The sequence below is a fragment of the Actinomadura vinacea genome (assembly GCF_039532545.1).
Lineage (GTDB): Bacteria > Actinomycetota > Actinomycetes > Streptosporangiales > Streptosporangiaceae > Spirillospora > Spirillospora vinacea.
In genome coordinates, this window is sequence record NZ_BAAARW010000028.1 from 40,262 (window position 1) to 59,910 (window position 19,649).

The window sequence follows — 19,649 nt, forward strand, 5'->3', positions numbered from 1 at the left end:
GCAAGAACGTAGATCCGGGCGGGCGGCCGGCACATCGGCCCGTACTCCCGGATCGGTGGTGTAGCCCGCTACACCACCGATCCGGGGGCGCGTGTCACCGACATCCGAGCCCGCCGTCGTCTACGGTTTCGGTGGACATGAGAAAAAAGGCGATGGACGCGCTCAGGCGCAGCGGTGCCGCCACGGCCTACCTTGTCGTCGGCCTGCGGACCGCGCTGCCCGCGCTGGCGGGCCTGATCGCGCTGCCCGTGGTGGCCCTCTTCTCCGTCGTCCTGATCGCGCTGCCCTGGCTGCCCGACCTGCTGCGGCCCCTGCGCGCGCTCGCCGGCGTCGAACGGCGCCGCGCCGGCGCCGCGGTCGGCCGCGAGATCCCCGAACCGTACGAACCGCCGCGGGGGACCGCGCTGGAGCAGTCCGTGCGGCTCCTGCGCTCCTCCTCCACCTGGCGCGATCTCGCCTGGATGGCGCTGCACGGCACGACCGGCCTCCTCGCCGCCTTCTTGGCGGTCGGCCTCTGGCCGGCGGTGCTGTTCTCGCTGACCCAGCCGCTGTGGTGGTGGGCCGCGCCGGAGGGCTCGCAATCGGCGTACATCGTGCTGGACACCTGGCCCAAGGCTCTGACCATGCCGTTCGTCCAGACCGCGGTGAACGCCGCCGTGCTGATCTGGGGCGTGCCGCTGCTCGCGCGCGGGCAGGCCCTGCTCGCCGACCTCCTACTGCGTCCCACCCGCCGGACGAGGCTCACCGAACGGATCGAGGAGCTCGCCGAGACCCGCGCGGAGGCCCTCGAAGCCCACGGCGCCGAACTCCGCCGCATCGAACGCGACCTCCATGACGGCACACAGGCGCAACTGGTCGCCGTCGCGCTCCGCCTCGGCCTGGCCGACCGCCGCTTCGACGCCGACCCCGCCGCCGCCCGCGCCCTCTTCCTGGAGGCCCGGGACGGCGTCGAGGAGGCGATGACCCAGCTGCGCACCGTGATCCGCGGGATCTACCCGCCGATCCTGTCCGACCGCGGCCTGCCCGGCGCCATCCGCGCGCTGGCCGCCGGGCAGCACATCCACGTCCACCTCGAGCTGCCCGACCCGGGCCGGGCGCCCGCCGCCGTCGAGGCCGCCGCCTACTTCGTGGTCGCCGAGGCGCTCACCAACATCGCCAAACACAGCGGTGCCTCAAGCGCGGAGGTCTCGCTGCGGCGCACCGCGACCGCGCTGCGCGTCCTGGTCCGCGACGACGGCAAGGGCGGCGCCGACCCGGCGGGCGGCAGCGGTCTGGCCGGCATCCGCCGCCGCGTGGCCGCGCTGGACGGCACCACCCGGCTCGACAGCCCCGCCGGCCGTGGAACGACCCTGGAAGTGGAGCTGCCGTGCGGATCGTGATCGCCGAGGACAACGTGCTGCTGCGCGAGGGCCTGGTGCTGCTGCTCACCACCGACGGCCACGAGGTCGTCGCCGTCGCCGAAGGCGGGCCCGACGTGCTGCCCGCGCTCCTGGAGCACCGGCCCGACGTGGCCGTCCTGGACGTCCGCCTCCCGCCCGGCTTCCGCGACGAGGGCCTGCGCGCCGCCATCGCCGCCCGTAAGGAGCTGCCTGGGCTGCCCGTCCTGGTGCTGTCGCAGTACGTCGAGGAGACCTACGCGGCCGAGCTGCTGGCCGGCGGCGCGCAGGGCATCGGCTACCTGCTCAAGGACCGCGTCGGCCGGGTCGAGGAGTTCCTGGACGCCCTCCGGCGCGTCGCCGCCGGCGGCACCGCCCTCGACCCCGAGGTCGTGTCCCAGCTCATGACCACCCGCAGCGACCCGCTCCAGGCCCTCACCCCGCGCGAGCGCGAGGTCCTGGGCCTCATGGCCCAGGGCCTGGACAACCTCACGATCGCCACCACGCTCGTCATCACCGAGCGCTCCGTCAGCAAGCACATCGGCGCCATCTTCGTGAAACTCGGCCTACCCCACACCGACTCCGGCCACCGCCGAGTCCTCGCCGTCCTGGCCTACCTCAACTCCTGAGGACTTTCGTTACGTCTTTAAAGGCGCCCCGCTTTGCGGGTCGCCGGGCGGCCGCATGCCCGGCTCTGCGAGCCGGGCATGCGGCCTGTTCCGTCCGATCCCGTCTCGCAGCCCGGCTACGGCCGCCCCCACCCAGCGAGCACGCTGAAGGCCGATAGACAATCACCACCAGGCCGACGAGCACAGCGACCTGGTTCTACGCGCGAGTTCTTGTACCGCCTACGCGTGAGCGGTGCTGCCACCGGCTGAGACAGGTTCATTTTCAGCGAGAGTTGGTACCACCCGTGCGGCGGGCTGGCCTTGCGGTGGAGTGAGGGATTCCCTCTCGCTGACTCATTGCCCTGGGTCTTCCTGAGCTGTCGGTTGAGGCACTACCGATTCGTTCCGCGTGGCTTTGTCGGCCTCTTGTTCGCTGGCGCGCTGGTCGATGTCGGTGAGGTAGGGGGCGACGAAGCCGTCGTAGTCTGCTTTGCGTGCGGCGGGTAGATCCTTCCAGCCGGTGATGCGGCCGCGGCAGCGGGACGAGCCGCATTGGCAGTGGGCGGCGAAGTGCTCGACCGAGTAGTTCCGCATGGCGTAGTCGAAGGTGATCTCCTGGCCTTCGGTGATCGGCTGGCGGGCGAGGTAGTCGTGCGCGCCGCTGGCGTTGAGGCGAACTCCGCAGTTCGGGTCGCAGGAGTGGTTGACCTTGGAGGTGAGTCCGCCGTGCAGCACGAACCGTTTCTCGCTGACCTGGGATGCGTGGGCGTGGTTGTGGTCGAGTTCGAGGTCGATGACACCGACCATCACCGTCTCGCCGACCTGGAAGAACCGGGTGGCGAACACGCCTTCACCCTTGGAGCCGGTTCCCTGGAGTTCGTAGCCGTTGTTCACGTCGCCTGCTCTCTGAAGGATCAGCCCCTGCCCGCGAGCTGATCTCGGGTGAACCTGTCGATCCCCACGCTGGGGCCGACCGCAACGCATGGCCTAAGTGATCGTTCAGTCGCATCCGTACCGGATGCGATCAAGAGGTCGGGTGGATCGCGGCCGGCCCGGTAGTCCCCGCCGCGCCCGCACCGGAGCCCGGCCGAGTGGTACCAGAGCTCGCTGAACCTAACAAAGAACTATTGACTCAAAACGCTAGATCACCCTGGACGGCGGTGGACGTGCGGGCGGGGCGCGGCCATGTCAAGGGATGCCTGTGGCGGACCGGACAACGCTGATCTTGCGAGACGTCAGATGTCGTAGCCCGCATGCTTGACGCGCTGGCTGAACCTCTGACAGACGGCGCGGGGGAGGAACAAAACCGGGCCCTGGCGATCTTTGCTGTCCCTCACGGCCACCGCGCCGTGCATGGCGGCGACCTCCACGCACGCGCCGTTTTGCTGGCTGCGCCTGCTCGTACGCCACCTCGCACGGGACGTATCGGGAGTCGCCATCCCGTGCCTCCTAAAACCTCACTCAACATGCTTTATCAGTGCATTTAGCATATCTCGCGAGTCATCTGGGCTGAGCGCGCAGGTGATCGAAGGCGGTCCTGTACCGCTTCACCTCCTCGGGCTTGTCCACCCACAGGTTCCCGGCCGATGGTCTCCATGTAGACCACGTCGACCTCGGTGGCCTCAGGGAAGCCGAGCACGATGAACGGCCCGGTCGTGCCGGGATGCGGGCCGATCCCGAACGGAAGGATCTGGAGCGTCGTCCTGCCGTGGGCGGATCGCTCCAGATGCCGAAGCTGGGCACGCCTCACCTCGGGGCCTCCCATGACGCGGCGTAGCGCGGCCTCGTCGATGATCGCCCAGAGTTGTGGACGATCAGGGCCGGTCAGTAGCCGCTGGCGGTTCATGCGGACCTCGACGCGGCGCTCGATCTCGTCGGGCTCGAGTTCGAGGGGCCCGCCGCGCACCACGGCCCGGGCATAGAGCCGGCAGGGCAGCCCGTGTTGTTCGTGTGGATGTGGTCACGGCGCCGGTGGATGGCGGTGCTCAGCTGCCAGGAAAACGACGGACGTTGGTCGTACCTCTGGGACGGTCACTGCAAGGTGACGGTGGACGGATCACGCGCCGCCGCCTACCAGATCGCAGCGGTGGCGCGGTGACCGCGTGGGAGCCGGTGGCCTGGGCGCGGCTCACCCACCGCGAGGATCTGGAGACGGGCTCTCGCAACGGTGGGGATACCGAGTGGGTGATCGGGAACGGCGCCAGGTCACGGTGTGGTTCGAAGTGACGCGGCGCTGATAGTCGTCCCGACCTGTACAGGCGGGCCTTGGTCGAGATCGTATGAGCGAGTAAGCACTGCTCCGCAACGACCCGAGGGGTGGCAGCCCGTTGGACGCGACGCGCGATAGACGTCAGGAGTTCCCCGCGAGGTCGGTCTGAGCGTGGGGGGCCATGCCGTCTAGAAGGTAGGTCAGGCCCTGGGCGAAGGCGGCGTCCCAGTCGTTGTCGCTGAGGTGGCCGTGCTCGGCGAGGCTGGGGTAGCGGTCCCGGTGTCGCCGTAGGAGCTCGTCGGCGGCCGCGCGCTCGGCCGCCTCGTCGTCCCCGGGCCGGATGAGCGCCGCGCCGATGACGTAGTTGGACAGGCTGGAGGCGGCGGCGACCAGGTGCGGCCCGCGGAAGCCCGCGCGGACCAGCGTGGCGTGCATGAACTCGGTGCGGGCAAGGACGTTCGGGCCGAGAAGCGGCCGGTTGAGCAGGGCCGCCGACCAGGGGTGGCGCAGCATCGCCGCACGCCATTGATGCAGCAGTTCCGTGACGGCCTCGCGCCAGCCGGTGTCCCCTGACGGGATCCGGGCCTCGCCGAAGATCTCGTCCAGGGCCAGGTCGAGGACGTCGTCCTTGGTCTTCACATGCCAGTAGAGGGTCGTGGAGCCGGTGCCCAGGCGCTCGGCGAGGCGGCGCATGGTCAGCCGCTCGTGCCCCTCCTCGTCGAGGAAGGCGACGGCCTCCTGGACGATCCGCTCACGAGTCAAGGGCGGGGTGTCGCGCCGCGGGCGGTCCTGCCGTAGCCACACGCTGCTGCTCATGGGGCGAGAGCCTAGTACATTGGGCCAGTGCCGGATCTTCGATCCAGTTAGTCGAACGCTGTACGAGGAGTTGTCGTGGGGCACGTCGAAGTCACCCGCCTGACCTATGCGCTGCCCGACGGACGGCCGCTTCTGAACGACGTGTCGTTCCGCGTCGGGGAAGGCGTGAAGGCCGCCTTGGTGGGGCCCAACGGGGCGGGGAAGACCACCTTGCTGCGGCTCATGGCCGGAGACCTTCAGGCGGCTGGGGGAGTGGTGGCGACCTCGGGCGGGCTGGGCGTGATGCGGCAGTTCATCGGAAGCGTCAGGGACGACCGGAGCGTCCACGACCTGCTGTTGTCCGTGGCGCCCTCGGGCGTGCGCGCCGTTGCCGAACGTGTGGAACGGACGCGATGCGCACTGGGCGACGGCGAACAATCGCAACTTGCCTATGCCCAGGCCATGGCGGACTACGGCGACGCAGGCGGATACGAGATCGAGGTTGTGTGGGACACCTGCACGACGGCGGCTCTGGGGCTGCCTTACGACGAGGTGAAGAACCGCGGGGTGAATACGTTGTCGGGTGGAGAGCAGAAGCGGCTCGTGCTCGAAGCGCTCCTGCGCGGTCCCGACTCCGTGCTCCTGCTGGACGAGCCGGACAACTACCTGGACGTCCCGGGCAAGGAATGGCTCGCCGAAAGGTTGAGGGGCGTTGCCAAGACCGTGCTGCTGGTGTCCCACGACCGCCGCCTCCTCGCCGATGTCGCGGACCGCATCGTGACCGTGGAGTCCGGCGACGTCTGGATCCACGGCGGCGGCTTCGCGGGCTACGCGCAGGCACGCCGCGAACGCACCGAACGCCTGCACGAGCTGCGTCGCAGATGGGACGACGAGCACGGCAGGCTCAGGCAACTCGTCCACACGCTGCGCCAGCGCGCCGCCAACAACGACGCGGTGGCCTCGTCGTACCAGGCCGCGCGCACCAGGCTGCAGCGGTTCGAGGAGGCGGGCCCGCCGCGCAGCGCGCCCAAGGAGCAGAACGTGCGGATGAGGCTGCGGGGCGGCCGTACGGGCAAGCGCGCGCTGGTGTGCGAGTCGCTGGAGCTGACCGGGCTGCTCCGCCCGTTCGACATCGAGATCTGGTACGGCGAGCGGGTGGCGGTACTCGGCTCCAACGGGTCGGGCAAGTCGTCGTTCCTGCGGCTGCTGGCGGGGGAGGACGTCCCGCACTCGGGGGTCGCGCGGCTGGGGGCGCGGGTGGCGCCGGGGCTGTTCGTCCAGACGCACAGCCGTCCCGACCTGCACGGGAGGACCCCGGCCGAGATCGTGATGAGCGAGTACGCCCTGGTCCGCAACGACGCGATGGCGGCACTGGCCCGGTACGAACTGGCGCCCGCGGGGTCGCGCCCGTTCGAGACCCTGTCGGGCGGCCAGCAGGCCCGGCTTCAGATCCTCCTGCTGGAGCTGTCGGGCGCGACCCTGCTGCTCCTGGACGAGCCCACCGACAACCTCGACCTGGCCAGTGCCGAAGCCCTCCAGCAGGGGCTGGAGTCGTACGAGGGCACGGTCCTGGCGGTCACGCACGACCGGTGGTTCGCGGCCGACTTCGACCGCTACCTGATCTGCGGCGCCGACGGCCGGGTGCGCGAGGCGGACGAGCCCGTCTGGCGGGAGTGACCATGGCAGCATGCCGGTCATGGATCTCGACGACTGGCCTGGGCGGGAGTTGACCGACGAGGAACTGGACGCGGCCTACAACGTGCGCGCCAAGGCGGGGGAGGAGCTGTTCGCCCGCCACATGGCCCGCTACCGCGAGCTGTCGGACGCGGCGGTCGACAGGCTGCCCGGGCATCCGGGGATCGTCTACGACGAGCCGAGCGGCGAGCGCCTCGACGTCTGGGGCGCCCCCGAGGGCGGCGGGGCGCGGCCGGTGTTCGTGTTCCTGCACGGCGGCTATTGGCGGGCGCTCTCGCGGTCCGACTCGGCGTTCATGGCCCGGCCGCTGCACGAGAACGGCGTGGCCACGGTCGTCCCCGACTACACGCTCGCACCCGGGGCGACCCTGGAGGAGATCGTCCGGCAGGTGCGGGCGTCGATCGCGTGGGTGCACCGGCACGGCCGCCGGTACGGGCTCGATCCCGATCGCGTGGTCGTCGGCGGCAGCTCGGCCGGCGGCCACCTGACCGCCATGACGATGCTGGACGGCTGGCAGGCGCCGGGGCTGCCGGACGACGCGGTCAAGGCGGCGATGCCGTTCAGCGGCCTGTTCGACATCCGGCCGCTGACCCGGGTCTACGTCAACGAGTGGCTCGGCCTGGACGTGCCCCGGGCGGCGGCGCTGAGCCCGGAGCTGGCGCCGTCCGGGCGGCGCTGCCCAGCGGTCGTCGCGGTCGCCGAGCACGACGGCGGCGGCTTCCTGGAGCAGTCCCGCCGCTTCGCCCGGCACTGGGGCGGCACGGCCGAGCTCATGATCGTCCCGGACCGGGACCATTTCGACGTCGTGCTCGACCTCGCCGATCCGGACTCGGCGCCCTTCCGGGCCCTGCTCGGCCTCGTCAGGGGTATTGAGTAGGTATGGCGGCCCGGGTGATGATGATCGCAAGCCGAGGGCGAGAGGAGCGGCGATGAAGCCGGCCCACTACGTCGGCGGTGCCTTCCTGGAGGGAGGGCCGACGACGTTCCCGCTGGTCGACCCGGTCGACGGCACCGTGCTCGGCCAGGTCCCCGAGGCAGCCCGCGAGACGGTCGATGACGCGGTGCGGGCGGCCCGGGGCGCGCTGGAGGGCCCCTGGCGCGAGGCCGATCGGGCCGCCGCGCTGCGCCGGATCGCCGACGGGATCGAGGCCCGGTTCGAGGAGTTCGTGGACGCCGAGACCGGCGACACCGGCAAACCGCGCGAGCTGGCCGCCACCGTCGACATCCCCCGCGCGATCGGCAACTTCCGTGCCTATGCCGACCTGCTGTACGGGCGGGGAGAGCGCGCCTACACCACCCGGATCCCCGGCTGGAGCGCGGGCGCGGGCGGCGAGGCGCTCAACTACACGGTGCGGCGCCCGCTCGGCGTCGTCGCGGTGATCTCCCCGTGGAACCTGCCACTGCTGCTGCTGACCTGGAAGGTCGCTCCGGCGCTGGCGGCCGGGAACGCCGTCGTGGCCAAGCCCTCCGAGGAGACGCCGTCCACCGCGACGCTGCTGGCCTCGGTGATCGATGAGGCCGGGTTGCCGGCGGGCGCGTTCAACCTGGTGCACGGGCACGGTCCTGGGGCGGCGGGGGAGTTCCTCACCGGCCATCCGGGGGTGGACGCGATCGCGTTCACGGGTGAGTCGGCGACCGGCGCCGCGATCATGCGCAACGCCGCCGATCACGTCACCCCGCTGTCGTTCGAGCTGGGCGGCAAGAACCCGGCGCTGGTGTTCGCCGACGCCGACCTGGACGCGGCCGTCGACGGCACCGCGCGCTCCACCTTCACCCACTCCGGGCAGATCTGCCTGTGCACCGAGCGGGTGTACGTGCAGCGCCCGATCTTCGAGGAGTTCGTCGCCGCGCTGGCCGAGCGGGCCCGCGCCCTGGACGGTTACGGGCCGATGATCTCGGCGGAGCACCGGGACAAGGTGCTGTCGTACTACCACCTGGCGCAGGAGGAGGGCGCCACCGTCGTGGCGGGCGGCGGCGTTCCGGAGTTCGGCGACCGGCGCGACCGCGGCTTCCACGTCGAGCCGACCGTGCTCACCGGCCTGCCCGAGGCCGCCCGCTCGGTGCGCGAGGAGATCTTCGGGCCGGTGTGCCACGTCGCCCCCTTCGACACCGAGGACGAGGCGCTCCGGCTCGCCAACGACAGCCCCTACGGGCTGGCCGCGACCGTGTGGACCCGCGACCTGTCGCGCGCGCACCGGGTGGCGCCGCGCGTCCAGGCCGGGATCGTGTGGGTGAACTGCTGGAACCTGCGCGACCTGCGGACCCCCTTCGGCGGTGTCAAGGCGTCCGGCATCGGGCGCGAGGGCGGGGAGCACTCCCTCGACTTCTTCTCCGAGCCCGTCAACGTGTGCGTGCAGATCTGAGGGAGGCGAGATGGCCGAGCGCCCGGCGCCGACCGACGCGCTGCTGGTGACGGGCAAGGCCCCGCCACGCGGCCGGTTCCCGCACGTCAAGCGGGCCGGCGACCTGCTGTTCGTCTCCGGGACGAGCGCCCGCCGTCCCGACGGCACGTTCGCGGGCGCGAGCGCCGACGCGATGGGCGTCACCGACCTGGACATCCGCGCGCAGACCCGCGCCGTCATCGAGAACGTCCGCGACCTGCTGAACGCCGCCGGCGGCGACCTGCCCGACCTGGTCAACGTGACCGCCTACCTGGTGAACATGAACGACTTCGGCGGCTACAACGAGGTCTACGGCGAGTACTTCGACGAGACCGGCCCGGCCCGGACCACCGTGGCCGTCCACCAGCTCCCCCACCCGCACCTGCTCATCGAGATCGCCTGCGTGGCGTACCTGCCTTTGAAGGGGGCCGGATCATGAGCCTGCCGAAACTGTCCAACGGGCACTCGTTCAACTTCTCCCGCTGGATCGACGAGCATCGCGACCTGCTCAGGCCGCCGGTCGGCAACGTCCAGGTCTGGCAGGACGCCGGCATGATCGTGATGGTGGTCGGCGGGCCCAACCAGCGCACCGACTTCCACGACGACCCGATCGAGGAGTTCTTCTACCAGCTCAAGGGCAACATGGTCCTGCGCGTCATGGAAGAGGAGGGCAAGCCCCCGGTCGACGTGCAGATCAACGAGGGCGACGTGTTCCTGCTGCCGCCGCACGTGCGGCACTCGCCCCAGCGCCCCGAGCCCGGCAGCATCGGCCTGGTCGTCGAGGTCGCCAGGCCCGAAGGCGTCCAGGAGGCGTTCGAGTGGTACTGCCTCGAATGCCACAACCTCGTGCACCGCGCCGAGCTCCAGGTGCGGTCGATCGTGGACGACCTCCCGCCGGTCTTCCAGGGCTTCTACGACGGCGACCGCACGTGCGGCGAGTGCGGCGCCGTCCACCCGGGCAAGGAATGGCCCGAGGAGGCCCGGCCGCGGACCCGGGTGCGCGCGTGACCGTGGTGGACGTCCACACGCACGTCTTCCCGCGGCTCTCCCGTGACGAGGCGCGGCTGCTGGCGGGCGCGGGCGAGCCGTGGCTGCGCGAGGACCGCGGCGGCACTGGCATGATGATGAGCGGCGACGCCGAGTTCCGGCCGGTCCGCGCCGAGCTGTGGGACCCCGAGAAGCGGCTCGCCGCGATGGACCGCTCCGGCGTGGACGTGCAGGCGGTCTCCTCCACCCCGCTCATGTTCGGGTACGCGGCCGACCCGGCCCGTGCCGCCGACTGGTGCGAACTGGTCAACCAGCGGATCCTGGAGTACTGCGCGCAGGCCCCGGGCCGCCTGCTCCCGCTCTGCCAGGTCCCGTTGCAGGACACCGCGCTGGCCTGCGCGGCGGCCACCAAGGCGGCCGCGGCGGGCCACCGCGGCGTCCACATCGGCAACCACGTCGGCACCCGCTACCCCGACGATCCGGGCATCGTGGAGTTCCTGGCGCACTGCGCCGCCGAGGGCGTGCCGGTGCTCGTCCACCCGTGGGACATGCTCGGCGACGACCGCATGGGCGGCCGGTACATGCTGCCGTGGCTGGTCGGGATGCCCGCCGAGACCCAGCTGTCGATCCTGACGCTGATCCTGTCGGGCGCGTTCGAACGGCTGCCGACCGCGCTGCGGCTGTGCTTCTGCCACGGCGGCGGCGCCTTCCCCTACCTGCTCGGACGGGCCGACAACGCCTGGCACAACCGGGACATCGTCCGCCGCGACTCGCCGCGCCCGCCGTCGGCCTACACCGACCGCTTCTTCGTCGACTCCGCCGTCTTCGACCCGCGCGCGCTGCGGCTGCTGGTGGAGGTCATGGGCGCGGACCGGGTGATGCTCGGCACCGACTTCCCCTTCCCGCTGGGCGAGCTCGAGCCGGGCGCGGTCGTCCGGGCGTGCGAGCTAGGCGCGGACGAGCGCGCCGCGATCCTCGGCGGCAACGCCCGCCGCTTCTTCGGCCTCCAGGAGGCGCGGACATGAACGCGGACGAGCGGGAGGCGCTGCGCCTCGACGACACCGACCCGCTGCCGACGCTGCGCGAGGCGTTCCACGTGCCGCCCGCGCCCGGCGGCACGTACGCCGAGTCCGCCTACTTCGCGGGCAACTCGCTGGGGCTCCAGCCGAAGAGCACCGCCCGCCGGGTGAACGAGGAACTCGAGGACTGGGCCCGGCTCGGCGTCGAAGGGCACACCCGGGGCCGCCGCCCCTGGGTCGACTATCACGAGCACGCCCGCGAACCGCTCGCGCGCCTCGTGGGCGCCCTGCCGCACGAGGTCGTCGCGATGAACTCGCTGACGGTGAACCTGCACCTGATGATGGCGAGCTTCTACCGGCCCGCCGGCGACCGCACCCGGATCGTCATTGAGGACACCGCCTTCCCGTCCGACTCCTACGCCGTGCAGAGCCAGGCCGTCCACCACGGCCTGGACCCGGCGCACACCGTCGTGCGGCTGCGCCCGCGCCCCGGCGAGGAGAACCTGCGCACCGACGACATCCTCGACCACCTCGAACGCGAGGGAGACCGGGTCGCCCTGCTCCTGCTCGGCGGCGTCAACTACCTGAACGGCCAGCTCATGGACATGCGGGCCATCACCAAGGCGGGCCGCGCCGCCGGGGCCGCGGTCGGCTGGGACCTCGCGCACGCCGTCGGGAACGTCCCGCTGCGCCTGCACGACTGGGACGTCGACTTCGCCGCGTGGTGCTCCTACAAGTACCTCAACTCCGGTCCGGGCGCGGTCGCCGGATGCTTCGTCCACGAACGCCACGTCCGCGACCCCGAGGTGCCGAGGCTGTCGGGCTGGTGGGGCACCGACCCGGCGACGCGTTTCCGGATGGCGCCGGACATCGCCCCGCCTGCCTCCGCCGACGCCTGGCAGCTGTCCAACCCGCCCATCCTCGCGCTGGCCCCGGTGCTGGCCTCGCTGGAGATCTTCGACCGGGTCGGGATGGCCGCGCTGCGGGCCAAGAGCGAGCGGCTCACCGCCTACCTGGCCGCGCGGCTGGCGGCCGTCCCGGGGCTGCGGGTCGTCACCCCCGCCGATCCCGCCGCGCGCGGCTGCCAGCTGTCGATCCGCGTCCCGGACGCCGCCGCGCTGGCCGGACGGCTCGCCACGGAGGCCGGCGTGCTGGCCGACACCCGCGAGCCCGACGTGGTACGGCTCGCGCCGGTGCCGCTGTACTCCACCTTCCACGACTGCCACCGCGCCGGCAGGGCCCTGGCCGCCGCACTCGACCACCGGCCCGGCGGGTAGGGCCTGTCTCGAGGTGGCCTCAGGTACCGCGCGAGCGCGCTACCTGGCCGGTGAGGCAAAGCCGGAGGCAAGCCTCACCGGCCAGATCGCGAAGCGATGTCGCGCTCGCCCAAGCACGGTCAGGGTGCGAGCCGCCAGGCGAGTATCCCTGGGCCGTGATTGCAATAAACACAGCGCTACTCGACCGGGGCGCCGGCGTGCTGCCGGGTGCCCTTCGGCAGCAGCGGGAACTGGCCCAGCGGCATCGGGGAGCCGCCGCCCGCCGTCATGAGGGCGGCCAGCCGGTCCGGGGGGATGCCCCCGGCCGCGGCGCTGCAGGGGCCGCGGTGCCGGGCGGCCGCCGATCGCGGCACCCCCGCCGCGGCCACCCCGACCTTGATCGCGACGCTGGCGAGCGAGACGACCAGGGCGATGTCGGAGCCGGTCTCGAGGCGAACCGAGATCCATTCGCCGCCGGGCTGGATCGTGACGCGCCCCGAGTCGGCGAGGGCCGCGCCGAGCCGCTCGACCACCGGACGGGTCAGCCGCAGCTCGGCCTCGTCGCCGGTATGCAGATGCATGACCTGTACGCCTTTGGCGGCGAGGGCGTAGCCTACGCCGCAGTCCGCCCGGACCTTGGATACCCCCGGCCAGGCGCTGAGCCGGTCTGCGATGCGACCGGAATGGGAAGTCCCGCCACTTCCGTCGGCTGCCACAGCGCCATGGTTGCGCCGGCGAGACCCGGTGCGGAACCGGTCGAGGCGGAATCGTTACGGGATGGTGGCGAGACCGCCTTGCGGACAGTCCTATGGTCCGTTTTAGTTCCGTCCCCGGCGGCGGTCACCGGTCTTGCGCGGGCATGCGTTCGCCGGAGCGCAGCCGGTCGAGGCCGAGCCAGATGAACTCGTAGGCCATCTGCTCGGCGTCCTCCCGGCCGGTGTCGGGGTGCTCCAGCCACCACGACACCATCGACAGCATGGACCCGTACATGAGCGGCACCAGCAGCCGCGCGCGGCGCTCGTTGACGGCCAGCGCGGTCGGCGACAGCGCCGGGTCGGCGCGGCGGCGCCGCAGCAGCAGGTCGGCGAAGGCGGTGCCGAGCCGGTCGCGGAGCTCGCGCAGCTCCCGCAGTCCGGGCCCGTCCTCCGGCTTGTCCAGGTGCCGGATGACCAGCGGCCAGGAGTCCGGCTCCTCGGTGGCGTAGTCGAACAGCACCCGGACCATGGCCCGGATGCCCTCGCCCGAGTCGTGCTGCGCCAGCACCGCCTCGCTGAGCCGTCCGGTCAGGTCGGTGACGATCGATTCGGTCACCTCGGCGAACAGCTCCTCTTTCGAGGCGAAGTGCTGGTAGAGCAGCGCCTTGGAGACCTGCGCCGCCGCGGCCACGTGCTCCATCTGGGTGAGGTGGTAGCCGCGCCGCCCGAACTCGCCCGTCGCCGCCGTCAGCAACTGCTCGCGGCGCCGGGCGTGCGGCATCCTGCGCCGCACGCCCGGCGCGGCCTCCCCCGTCTCGCGCGTCATTTGCCGGTGTACTTACCCAGCTCGGCGCGCGCCACGGAACGCACGTGGACCTCGTCGGGCCCGTCGGCCAGGCGCAGCGTGCGCAGCCCGGCCCACATCGCGGCCAGCGGGGTGTCGTCGCTGACGCCGGCGCCGCCGTGCACCTGGATGGCCTTGTCGACCACCTCCAGCGCGACCCGGGGCGCGATCACCTTGATCGCGGCCACCTCGGAGCGGGCCGCCTTGACGCCGTGCCGGTCGATCAGCCAGGCGGTCTTGAGGGTGAGCAGCCGGACCTGCTCGATGGCCATCCGCGACTCGGCGATCTGCTGCTGCACCACGCCCTGCCGGGCCAGCGGCTCGCCGAAGGCCACCCGCGACACGGCCCGCTCGCACATCAGCTCCAGCGCCCGCTCGGCCATGCCGATCGCGCGCATGCAGTGGTGGATGCGGCCGGGGCCGAGCCGGGCCTGGGCGATGGCGAAGCCGCCGCCCTCCTCGCCGACCAGGTTCTCCACCGGGACGCGCACGTCGTCGAGCCGGATCTCGCAGTGGCCGTGCTGGTCGGAGTAGCCGAACACGGGCAGCGGCCGGACGATCTCCACGCCCGGGGTGTCCAGCGGCACCAGCACCATGGACTGCTGCCGGTACGGGTGGCCTCCCGGGTCGGTCTTGCCCATCAGGATCATGATCTCGCAGCGCGGGTCGGCGGAGCCGCTGATCCACCACTTCCGCCCGTTGATGACGTAGTGGTCGCCGTCGCGCTCGATACGGGTGGCGATGTTGGTGGCGTCGGAGCTGGCCACGTCCGGCTCGGTCATCGCGAACGCGCTGCGGATCTCGCCGTTGAGCAGCGGGGTGAGCCAGCGCCGCTTCTGCTCGGGCGTGCCGAACAGGTGCAGCACCTCCATGTTGCCGGTGTCGGGCGCCGCGCAGTTGATGGCCTCGGGGGCGATGTTCGGGGAGCGGCCGGTGACCTCGGCGAGGGTGGCGTAGTCGGTGACCGACAGGCCGTGCGCCGGGTCCTGGCTGTCGGGGAGGAAGAGGTTCCACAGGCCGCGCTCGCGCGCCTCGACCTTGAGCTCCTCCACGATCGGCGGGACGGTGTGCTCCTGGCCGGCCGCCCGCAGCTCGCGACGCTGCTCGGCGTAGAGCGGTTCGGCGGGGTAGACGCGGGCGTCCATGAAGTCCTGCAGCCGGGCGAGGTGGTCCTGGGCCCGTTCGCTCAAACCGAAGTCCATTCGGCTAGAGTAACTGACGAGTCAGTTACTTTGGGAGGCGGTCACATGGCGGCTTTCGACGGCGCCGGCAAAGTCGCGCTGATCACGGGCGGGTCCAACGGCATCGGCGCGGCGGTGGCCCGCCTGCTCGCCGACCGCGGCGTGCGCCTGGTGCTCGCCGACATCGACGACGAGCGCGGCGGCGCGCTCGCCGAAGAGCTCGGCGGCCGGTTCGTCCACTGCGACGTGCGCGACCCGTCCCACAGCGAGGCCGCCGTCGCGGCCGCGGTCGAGGCGTTCGGCGGCCTGGACGTCGCGTTCCTCAACGCCGGCGTCACCAGCGGCTGCGGCATCGAGGACGGCTTCGACGCCGAGACCTACCGCCGCGCCATGGCGATCAACCTCGACGGCGTCGTCTACGGCGTGCACGCCGCCCTGCCCGCCCTCCGCGCCCGCGGCGGCGGCGACATCATCGTCACCGCCAGCATGGCCGGCCTCACCCCCACCCCGTTCGACCCCTTCTACGGCGCCAACAAGGCCGCCGTCGTCGCCCTCGCCCGCGCCCTCGGTCCCGCCTACGCGCCCGAGGGCATCCGCGTCAACGCGCTGTGCCCCTCGTTCGCCGACACCGCCATCCTCGGCGACATGAAGGGCGACCTGGAGCGCACCGGCTTCCCGATCCTGGAGGTCGACGACGTGGTCCAGGCGTTCGGCGCGATCCTGGACGGGGAGGACACCGGTGAGGCCTGGTTCGTCGTCCCCGGGCGCGAGCCCGGCCCGTTCAAGTTCCGCGGCGTCCCAGGCCCGCGCTGACCGGACCGTCCAACCGAGGGAGAGACAGTGCGCGCGATCCAGATCACCGAGTTCGGCGGCCCCGAGGTGCTGAACGTCGCCGAGGTACCAGAGCCGGTCGCCGGGCCCGGGCAGTTGCTCATCGAGGTGTCCCGGGCAGGCGTCAACTACGCCGACACCCACCAGGCCGAGGACAGCTACCTGTCCAGCCCGGAGTTGCCGCTGGTGCCGGGCGGCGAGGCCGTCGGCCGCACCTCGGACGGCCGCCGCGTCGTCGCCCTCCTCGGGTCCGGCGGCTACGCGGAGAAGGCCGTGGCCGCCGAGGCCATGGCCTGGGACGTGCCCGACGGCATCGACGACGTCACCGCCCTCGGCATGATCCTCCAGGGCGCGACGGCGTGGGTGCTGCTGCGCCGCAGCACCCACCTGGAGCCGGGCGAATCGGTCGTCGTGCACGCCGCGGCCGGCGGGGTCGGCTCGCTGGCCGTCCAGCTCGCCAAGGCGTGGGGCGCCGGCCGGGTCATCGCCACCGCCTCCACCAAGGAGAAGCGCGACCTGGCCCTGGAACTGGGCGCCGACGCGGCCGTCGACACGGCCGAGCCCGACCTGAAGTCCGCGCTGATCGAGGCCAACCGCGGCCGCCGCGTCGACGTCGTCCTGGAGATGACCGGCGGCACCGTCACCGACCAGAGCCTGCGGGCGCTCGCGCCGTTCGGCCGGCTGGCCTTCTACGGGATGGCCTCCCGGCAGGCGCCCTCGCCCGTCCAGCCGGCCGGCCTCATGGCCCACTCCACCACCATCGCCGGGATGTGGCTGGCCCAGGTCTTCCAGCTGCCCGGCGACGTCATGGGCACCGCGCTGCGCGAGCTGTTCGGGCTGGCGGCCGACGGCAGGCTGCGCGTCGTCGCCGGCGGCGAGTACGGCCTCACCGAGGCCCGCCGCGCCCACGAGGACCTGCGCGCCCGCCGCACCACCGGCAAACTCGTCCTCGACCCGTCCCGCTAGCCGACGAGTCCGTTCTCGTAGGCGTACACGACGGCCTGGGTGCGGTCGCGCAGCGCCAGCTTGGTCAGCACGTGGCCGACGTGGGTCTTGACCGTCTGCTCGGCCAGCACCAGCTCGGCCGCGATCTCGGCGTTCGACAGGCCGCGCGCGATGAGCCGCAGCACGTCCAGCTCGCGCGGGGTCAGCGAGGAGGTCGCGCCCGGGCTGGGCCGCTGGTGCCGGCGGCGGCGCGCGAAGTCGCCGATCAGCCGCCGGGTGATGGACGGGGCCAGCAGCGCGTCGCCCGCCGCGACCACCCGCACCCCGTTGACCAGGTCGGCCGCCGAGGCGTCCTTGAGCAGGAACCCGCTGGCCCCGGCGCCCAGCGCCTCGTACACGTACTCGTCCAGGTCGAAGGTGGTCAGCACCAGCACCTTGGGCCTGATCGCGGCGGGGTCGACGTCGTCGGCGGGCGGCTCGCCGACCAGCTCGGCGGTCGCGGCCAGCCCGTCCATCTCCGGCATCCGGATGTCCATCACGATCACGTCCGGGTCCAGCGCGCGGGCCGTCTCCACCGCCTCCCGGCCGTTGCCCGCCTGGCCGATCACCTCGATCTCCGGATCGGAGGACAGCAGCGCGGCCAGCCCGTCGCGGATCATTACCTGGTCGTCGGCGATCAGCACCCGAATCGTCACGAGATGAACCCTAGCCGGGTGCTATGGCTCAGAGTCCCCGTACGGCAGTTCCGCCACCACCGACCAGCCGCCCTCGGCTCGGGGGCCGGCCTCCAGGGTGCCGCCCAGCATCACGACCCGCTCGTGCATGCCCACCAGTCCGTGGCCGCCGCCGTGCGACTCGGCGGGCGGCTCGCGCGGCCCGTCGTCGGTGACGGTGACGCGCAGCAGCTCCGGGCCGTACCGGATCTTGATCAGCACCCGGGAGCCGGGCGCGTACCGGGCGGCGTTGCTCAGCGACTCCTGGACGATCCGGAACGCCGACAGGTCCACCCCCGCGGCCAGCGGCCGGGGGACTCCGACCACGGTCACGCCGGCCGCGAGCCCGGACCGGCGGGCGACGGCGAGCAGGTCGTCCAGCCGGTCCAGGCCGGGCTGCGGGGCGCGCTCGGCGGACTCGTCGTCCGAGCGCAGCAGCCCCACCACCCGGCGGGTCTCGGTGAGCGCCTCGCGGGCGGCGTCGCGGACCAGGCCGAAGGTCTGCCGGGCCGCGTCCGGCAGTTCGGGGATCTTGTACGGGGCGGCCTCCGCCTGCATCGCGATCACCGACATGTGGTGGGCGACCACGTCGTGCAGCTCGCGCGCGATCCGGGCCCGCTCCTCCAGCACCGCCTGCCGGGCCAGGTCCTGGCGGCGCAGTTCCTCCTGTTCGCGCAGGATCGCCTCGGCGGTGCGGCGGCCGCCCACCGCGTCGCCGAAGGCCAGCACGATGAGCACGATCCCGGCCAGGATCGCGCCGAACCAGCCCGGCATCCCGAACAGCACCGCGGGCCCGATGAGCCCGGCGATGACGACCGCCCCGACGCCGACCAGGGTCTCCCGGTCGCAGGAGATCGCCACGAAGAACAGGATCACCAGGTGCGCCAGGAAGGCGGTGACCGGCCAGGGCCAGAAGACCGTGCCGTGCACCATCAGGGCCCCGGCCAGCAGGCCGGTGGCGGCGATCCGCCAGGCGGCCAGCGGCCGCCGGACCGCGAACAGCAGCGGCGCGGCCTGGAGCACGCCCAGCAGGGCGCTCACGCCCGGGGGACGGTCGTCGACCTCGATCGGGATGGCGATGGAGCCCGCCGTGAACCCGATCGTCATGGCCAGCATGAGCAGCAGGACCGGCACCCGCAGCCAGAGCCGCGGCGGCAGCATGATCTCGCGCGGGTCGTGCGGGCCGGGGATCAGGGCGGCCCATACGCCCTGCAGCAGCCGCGCGTGGTCGTGGCGCGGGTCGGGCCTGCCGGGGTCGTGCCACATGGGCTCGTCACGCGGGGGTTGGGGAACATCGCTCATCGCACCAGCGAGCCTACGGCGCGGCGCGGGTCACCCGCGTGCCCCGGCGGAGGGAGATCTTGACCGGGCCCTGGGTAGCACCCGGGCACAGTGGCCCACTTAACCGGTATCGGCTCAATAGGAAATAGCAGCCTCGACGATCCAGGCGGGGTGCCGGAGACTGCGGGAATGACCGATGATCTCAGGCACCCCGTCTTCGCCCGCTTCTACCCGCGGCTGGACGCGGCCACCGCACGGCTCGGCGGCGACGCGCACCGCGACGAGCTCCTGGCCGGCGCGTCCGGGCGCGTGCTGGAGCTCGGCGCGGGCCACGGCGCCAACTTCCCGCACTATCCGGGCGGCGTGAGCGAGGTGGTCGCGGTCGAGCCGGAGCCCGCGTTGCGCGCCCGCGCCGTCGCCGCCGCCGCGCAGGCCCCGGTCCCGGTGGCGGTGCGGGCGGGCGTGGCCGAGCGGCTCGACCTGCCGGACGGCTCCTTCGACGCCGCCGTGGTCTCGCTGGTGCTGTGCTCGGTCCGCAACCCGGTGCGGGCGCTGGCCGAGCTGCGCCGCGTGCTGCGCCCCGGCGGGGAGCTGCGCTACTACGAGCACGTGCGGGGCGTCACGCACGGCATGGTGAGGTACCAGAAGTACGCCGACGTGGTCTGGCCGTATCTGGCGGCGGGCTGCCACGTCTGCCGGCCCACCGACGAGTGGATCGCGAGCTGCGGCTTCACCGTGCGGCGGGAGCGCCGCTTCGACTTCCCGCCCTCGCGCGTCCCCAATCCCGCCGCCCCGCATGTGATCGGACTCGCGGTGCGCGACTGAGTCGTGGC

At 72.4% G+C, this 19,649-nt stretch carries 21 protein-coding genes; 12 read left to right on the forward strand and 9 right to left on the reverse strand.

All coding sequences use genetic code 11. The features are described 5' to 3' along the window. Positions 1 to 137 precede the first annotated feature (137 nt). Entirely contained in the window at positions 138 to 1,379 is a 1,242-nt protein-coding gene (locus tag ABD340_RS35730; RefSeq protein ID WP_344595123.1) for a sensor histidine kinase, read from the forward strand. Continuing rightward, positions 1,367 to 2,005 carry a response regulator gene (locus tag ABD340_RS35735; protein ID WP_344595124.1) on the forward strand — a complete coding sequence of 213 codons (639 nt, stop codon included), beginning with the start codon at positions 1,367 to 1,369 and terminating at the stop codon, positions 2,003 to 2,005. The genes ABD340_RS35730 and ABD340_RS35735 overlap by 13 nt, the downstream gene beginning before the upstream one ends. A gap of 333 nt (positions 2,006 to 2,338) precedes the next feature. Here ABD340_RS35735 and ABD340_RS35740 read toward each other — a convergent pair whose 3' ends face one another. The 4 genes from ABD340_RS35740 to ABD340_RS35755 form a co-directional block, all read right to left on the reverse strand. Beyond that, a complete protein-coding gene (locus ABD340_RS35740) occupies positions 2,339 to 2,878 on the reverse strand; it encodes an SET domain-containing protein-lysine N-methyltransferase (RefSeq protein WP_344595126.1) in 540 nt (179 codons plus the stop codon). Between the two features lie 341 nt (positions 2,879 to 3,219). Then, positions 3,220 to 3,423, reverse strand: coding sequence for a DUF397 domain-containing protein (locus tag ABD340_RS35745; RefSeq protein WP_344595128.1), 204 nt, complete (start codon positions 3,421 to 3,423; stop codon positions 3,220 to 3,222). A 44-nt stretch (positions 3,424 to 3,467) separates the two neighbouring features. Continuing rightward, a complete protein-coding gene (locus tag ABD340_RS35750; RefSeq protein WP_344595246.1) occupies positions 3,468 to 3,920 on the reverse strand; it encodes a DUF5753 domain-containing protein in 453 nt (150 codons plus the stop codon). A gap of 414 nt (positions 3,921 to 4,334) precedes the next feature. After that, positions 4,335 to 5,009, reverse strand: coding sequence for a TetR/AcrR family transcriptional regulator (locus ABD340_RS35755; RefSeq protein WP_344595129.1), 675 nt, complete (start codon positions 5,007 to 5,009; stop codon positions 4,335 to 4,337). A gap of 75 nt (positions 5,010 to 5,084) precedes the next feature. Here ABD340_RS35755 and ABD340_RS35760 point away from each other — a divergent pair, with 75 nt between their 5' ends. Genes ABD340_RS35760 through kynU form a run of 7 tightly spaced genes read left to right on the forward strand, consistent with a single transcriptional unit; the run spans position 5,085 to position 12,347 of the window. Next, positions 5,085 to 6,665, forward strand: coding sequence for an ABC-F family ATP-binding cassette domain-containing protein (locus tag ABD340_RS35760; protein WP_344595131.1), 1,581 nt, complete (start codon positions 5,085 to 5,087; stop codon positions 6,663 to 6,665). A 10-nt stretch (positions 6,666 to 6,675) separates the two neighbouring features. Continuing rightward, positions 6,676 to 7,560: an alpha/beta hydrolase gene (locus ABD340_RS35765; RefSeq protein WP_344595132.1), complete on the forward strand. Its 885-nt coding sequence runs from the start codon at positions 6,676 to 6,678 to the stop codon at positions 7,558 to 7,560. A 52-nt stretch (positions 7,561 to 7,612) separates the two neighbouring features. Continuing rightward, positions 7,613 to 9,046 (forward strand): 2-hydroxymuconic semialdehyde dehydrogenase, encoded by a 1,434-nt coding sequence (locus ABD340_RS35770; protein WP_344595134.1) that lies wholly within the window; start codon positions 7,613 to 7,615, stop codon positions 9,044 to 9,046. Between the two features lie 10 nt (positions 9,047 to 9,056). After that, positions 9,057 to 9,503, forward strand: coding sequence for a RidA family protein (locus ABD340_RS35775; RefSeq protein ID WP_344595136.1), 447 nt, complete (start codon positions 9,057 to 9,059; stop codon positions 9,501 to 9,503). Continuing rightward, positions 9,500 to 10,072 carry a 3-hydroxyanthranilate 3,4-dioxygenase gene (locus tag ABD340_RS35780; RefSeq protein WP_344595137.1) on the forward strand — a complete coding sequence of 191 codons (573 nt, stop codon included), beginning with the start codon at positions 9,500 to 9,502 and terminating at the stop codon, positions 10,070 to 10,072. Before ABD340_RS35775 ends, ABD340_RS35780 begins: the two co-directional genes overlap by 4 nt. Further along, a complete protein-coding gene (locus ABD340_RS35785) occupies positions 10,069 to 11,076 on the forward strand; it encodes an amidohydrolase family protein (RefSeq protein ID WP_344595139.1) in 1,008 nt (335 codons plus the stop codon). Before ABD340_RS35780 ends, ABD340_RS35785 begins: the two co-directional genes overlap by 4 nt. Continuing rightward, complete coding sequence (kynU, locus tag ABD340_RS35790; protein ID WP_344595140.1) at positions 11,073 to 12,347, forward strand: kynureninase; 1,275 nt, start codon at positions 11,073 to 11,075, stop codon at positions 12,345 to 12,347. The genes ABD340_RS35785 and kynU overlap by 4 nt, the downstream gene beginning before the upstream one ends. A 176-nt stretch (positions 12,348 to 12,523) precedes the next feature. Here kynU and ABD340_RS35795 read toward each other — a convergent pair whose 3' ends face one another. The 3 genes from ABD340_RS35795 to ABD340_RS35805 all read right to left on the reverse strand — a co-directional run bounded on the left by ABD340_RS35795 (position 12,524) and on the right by ABD340_RS35805 (position 15,067). Next, a complete protein-coding gene (locus ABD340_RS35795) occupies positions 12,524 to 12,907 on the reverse strand; it encodes a luciferase domain-containing protein (protein ID WP_486303568.1) in 384 nt (127 codons plus the stop codon). 259 nt (positions 12,908 to 13,166) lie between these two features. Next, positions 13,167 to 13,847 carry a TetR/AcrR family transcriptional regulator gene (locus ABD340_RS35800; RefSeq protein WP_344595143.1) on the reverse strand — a complete coding sequence of 227 codons (681 nt, stop codon included), beginning with the start codon at positions 13,845 to 13,847 and terminating at the stop codon, positions 13,167 to 13,169. Continuing rightward, positions 13,844 to 15,067 (reverse strand): acyl-CoA dehydrogenase family protein, encoded by a 1,224-nt coding sequence (locus ABD340_RS35805; RefSeq protein WP_344595144.1) that lies wholly within the window; start codon positions 15,065 to 15,067, stop codon positions 13,844 to 13,846. The genes ABD340_RS35800 and ABD340_RS35805 overlap by 4 nt, the downstream gene beginning before the upstream one ends. A gap of 45 nt (positions 15,068 to 15,112) precedes the next feature. On the opposite strand from ABD340_RS35805, the gene ABD340_RS35810 reads away from it, so the two are divergent. Beyond that, a complete protein-coding gene (locus tag ABD340_RS35810) occupies positions 15,113 to 15,859 on the forward strand; it encodes an SDR family oxidoreductase (protein ID WP_344595146.1) in 747 nt (248 codons plus the stop codon). Between the two features lie 27 nt (positions 15,860 to 15,886). Beyond that, positions 15,887 to 16,843 carry a quinone oxidoreductase family protein gene (locus ABD340_RS35815; RefSeq protein ID WP_344595148.1) on the forward strand — a complete coding sequence of 319 codons (957 nt, stop codon included), beginning with the start codon at positions 15,887 to 15,889 and terminating at the stop codon, positions 16,841 to 16,843. Here ABD340_RS35815 and ABD340_RS35820 read toward each other — a convergent pair. Both ABD340_RS35820 and ABD340_RS35825 read right to left on the reverse strand, forming a co-directional pair. Then, on the reverse strand, positions 16,840 to 17,517 hold the full coding sequence (locus tag ABD340_RS35820) for a response regulator (RefSeq protein WP_344595149.1): 678 nt from the start codon (positions 17,515 to 17,517) through the stop codon (positions 16,840 to 16,842). The two genes, ABD340_RS35815 and ABD340_RS35820, sit on opposite strands and share 4 nt — an antisense overlap. 21 nt (positions 17,518 to 17,538) lie before the next feature. Beyond that, positions 17,539 to 18,837 carry a sensor histidine kinase gene (locus ABD340_RS35825; RefSeq protein WP_344595151.1) on the reverse strand — a complete coding sequence of 433 codons (1,299 nt, stop codon included), beginning with the start codon at positions 18,835 to 18,837 and terminating at the stop codon, positions 17,539 to 17,541. Between the two features lie 168 nt (positions 18,838 to 19,005). Between ABD340_RS35825 and ABD340_RS35830 the strand changes: the two genes are divergently transcribed. Then, positions 19,006 to 19,641 carry a class I SAM-dependent methyltransferase gene (locus ABD340_RS35830; RefSeq protein ID WP_344595152.1) on the forward strand — a complete coding sequence of 212 codons (636 nt, stop codon included), beginning with the start codon at positions 19,006 to 19,008 and terminating at the stop codon, positions 19,639 to 19,641. Positions 19,642 to 19,649 lie beyond the last annotated feature (8 nt).

What these genes read in the sequence shown, in the direction of transcription:
- ABD340_RS35730 (WP_344595123.1), top strand. Translation starts at nt 138, where the DNA reads ATGAGAAAAAAGGCGATGGACGCGCTCAGGCGCAGCGGTGCCGCCACG.
- ABD340_RS35745 (WP_344595128.1), bottom strand. Translation starts at nt 3,423, where the DNA reads ATGGCGACTCCCGATACGTCCCGTGCGAGGTGGCGTACGAGCAGGCGC.
- ABD340_RS35755 (WP_344595129.1), bottom strand. Translation starts at nt 5,009, where the DNA reads ATGAGCAGCAGCGTGTGGCTACGGCAGGACCGCCCGCGGCGCGACACC.
- ABD340_RS35765 (WP_344595132.1), top strand. Translation starts at nt 6,676, where the DNA reads ATGCCGGTCATGGATCTCGACGACTGGCCTGGGCGGGAGTTGACCGAC.
- ABD340_RS35770 (WP_344595134.1), top strand. Translation starts at nt 7,613, where the DNA reads ATGAAGCCGGCCCACTACGTCGGCGGTGCCTTCCTGGAGGGAGGGCCG.
- ABD340_RS35775 (WP_344595136.1), top strand. Translation starts at nt 9,057, where the DNA reads ATGGCCGAGCGCCCGGCGCCGACCGACGCGCTGCTGGTGACGGGCAAG.
- ABD340_RS35780 (WP_344595137.1), top strand. Translation starts at nt 9,500, where the DNA reads ATGAGCCTGCCGAAACTGTCCAACGGGCACTCGTTCAACTTCTCCCGC.
- kynU (WP_344595140.1), top strand. Translation starts at nt 11,073, where the DNA reads ATGAACGCGGACGAGCGGGAGGCGCTGCGCCTCGACGACACCGACCCG.
- ABD340_RS35795 (WP_486303568.1), bottom strand. Translation starts at nt 12,907, where the DNA reads ATGCATCTGCATACCGGCGACGAGGCCGAGCTGCGGCTGACCCGTCCG.
- ABD340_RS35800 (WP_344595143.1), bottom strand. Translation starts at nt 13,847, where the DNA reads ATGACGCGCGAGACGGGGGAGGCCGCGCCGGGCGTGCGGCGCAGGATG.
- ABD340_RS35805 (WP_344595144.1), bottom strand. Translation starts at nt 15,067, where the DNA reads ATGGACTTCGGTTTGAGCGAACGGGCCCAGGACCACCTCGCCCGGCTG.
- ABD340_RS35810 (WP_344595146.1), top strand. Translation starts at nt 15,113, where the DNA reads ATGGCGGCTTTCGACGGCGCCGGCAAAGTCGCGCTGATCACGGGCGGG.
- ABD340_RS35825 (WP_344595151.1), bottom strand. Translation starts at nt 18,837, where the DNA reads ATGAGCGATGTTCCCCAACCCCCGCGTGACGAGCCCATGTGGCACGAC.
- ABD340_RS35830 (WP_344595152.1), top strand. Translation starts at nt 19,006, where the DNA reads ATGACCGATGATCTCAGGCACCCCGTCTTCGCCCGCTTCTACCCGCGG.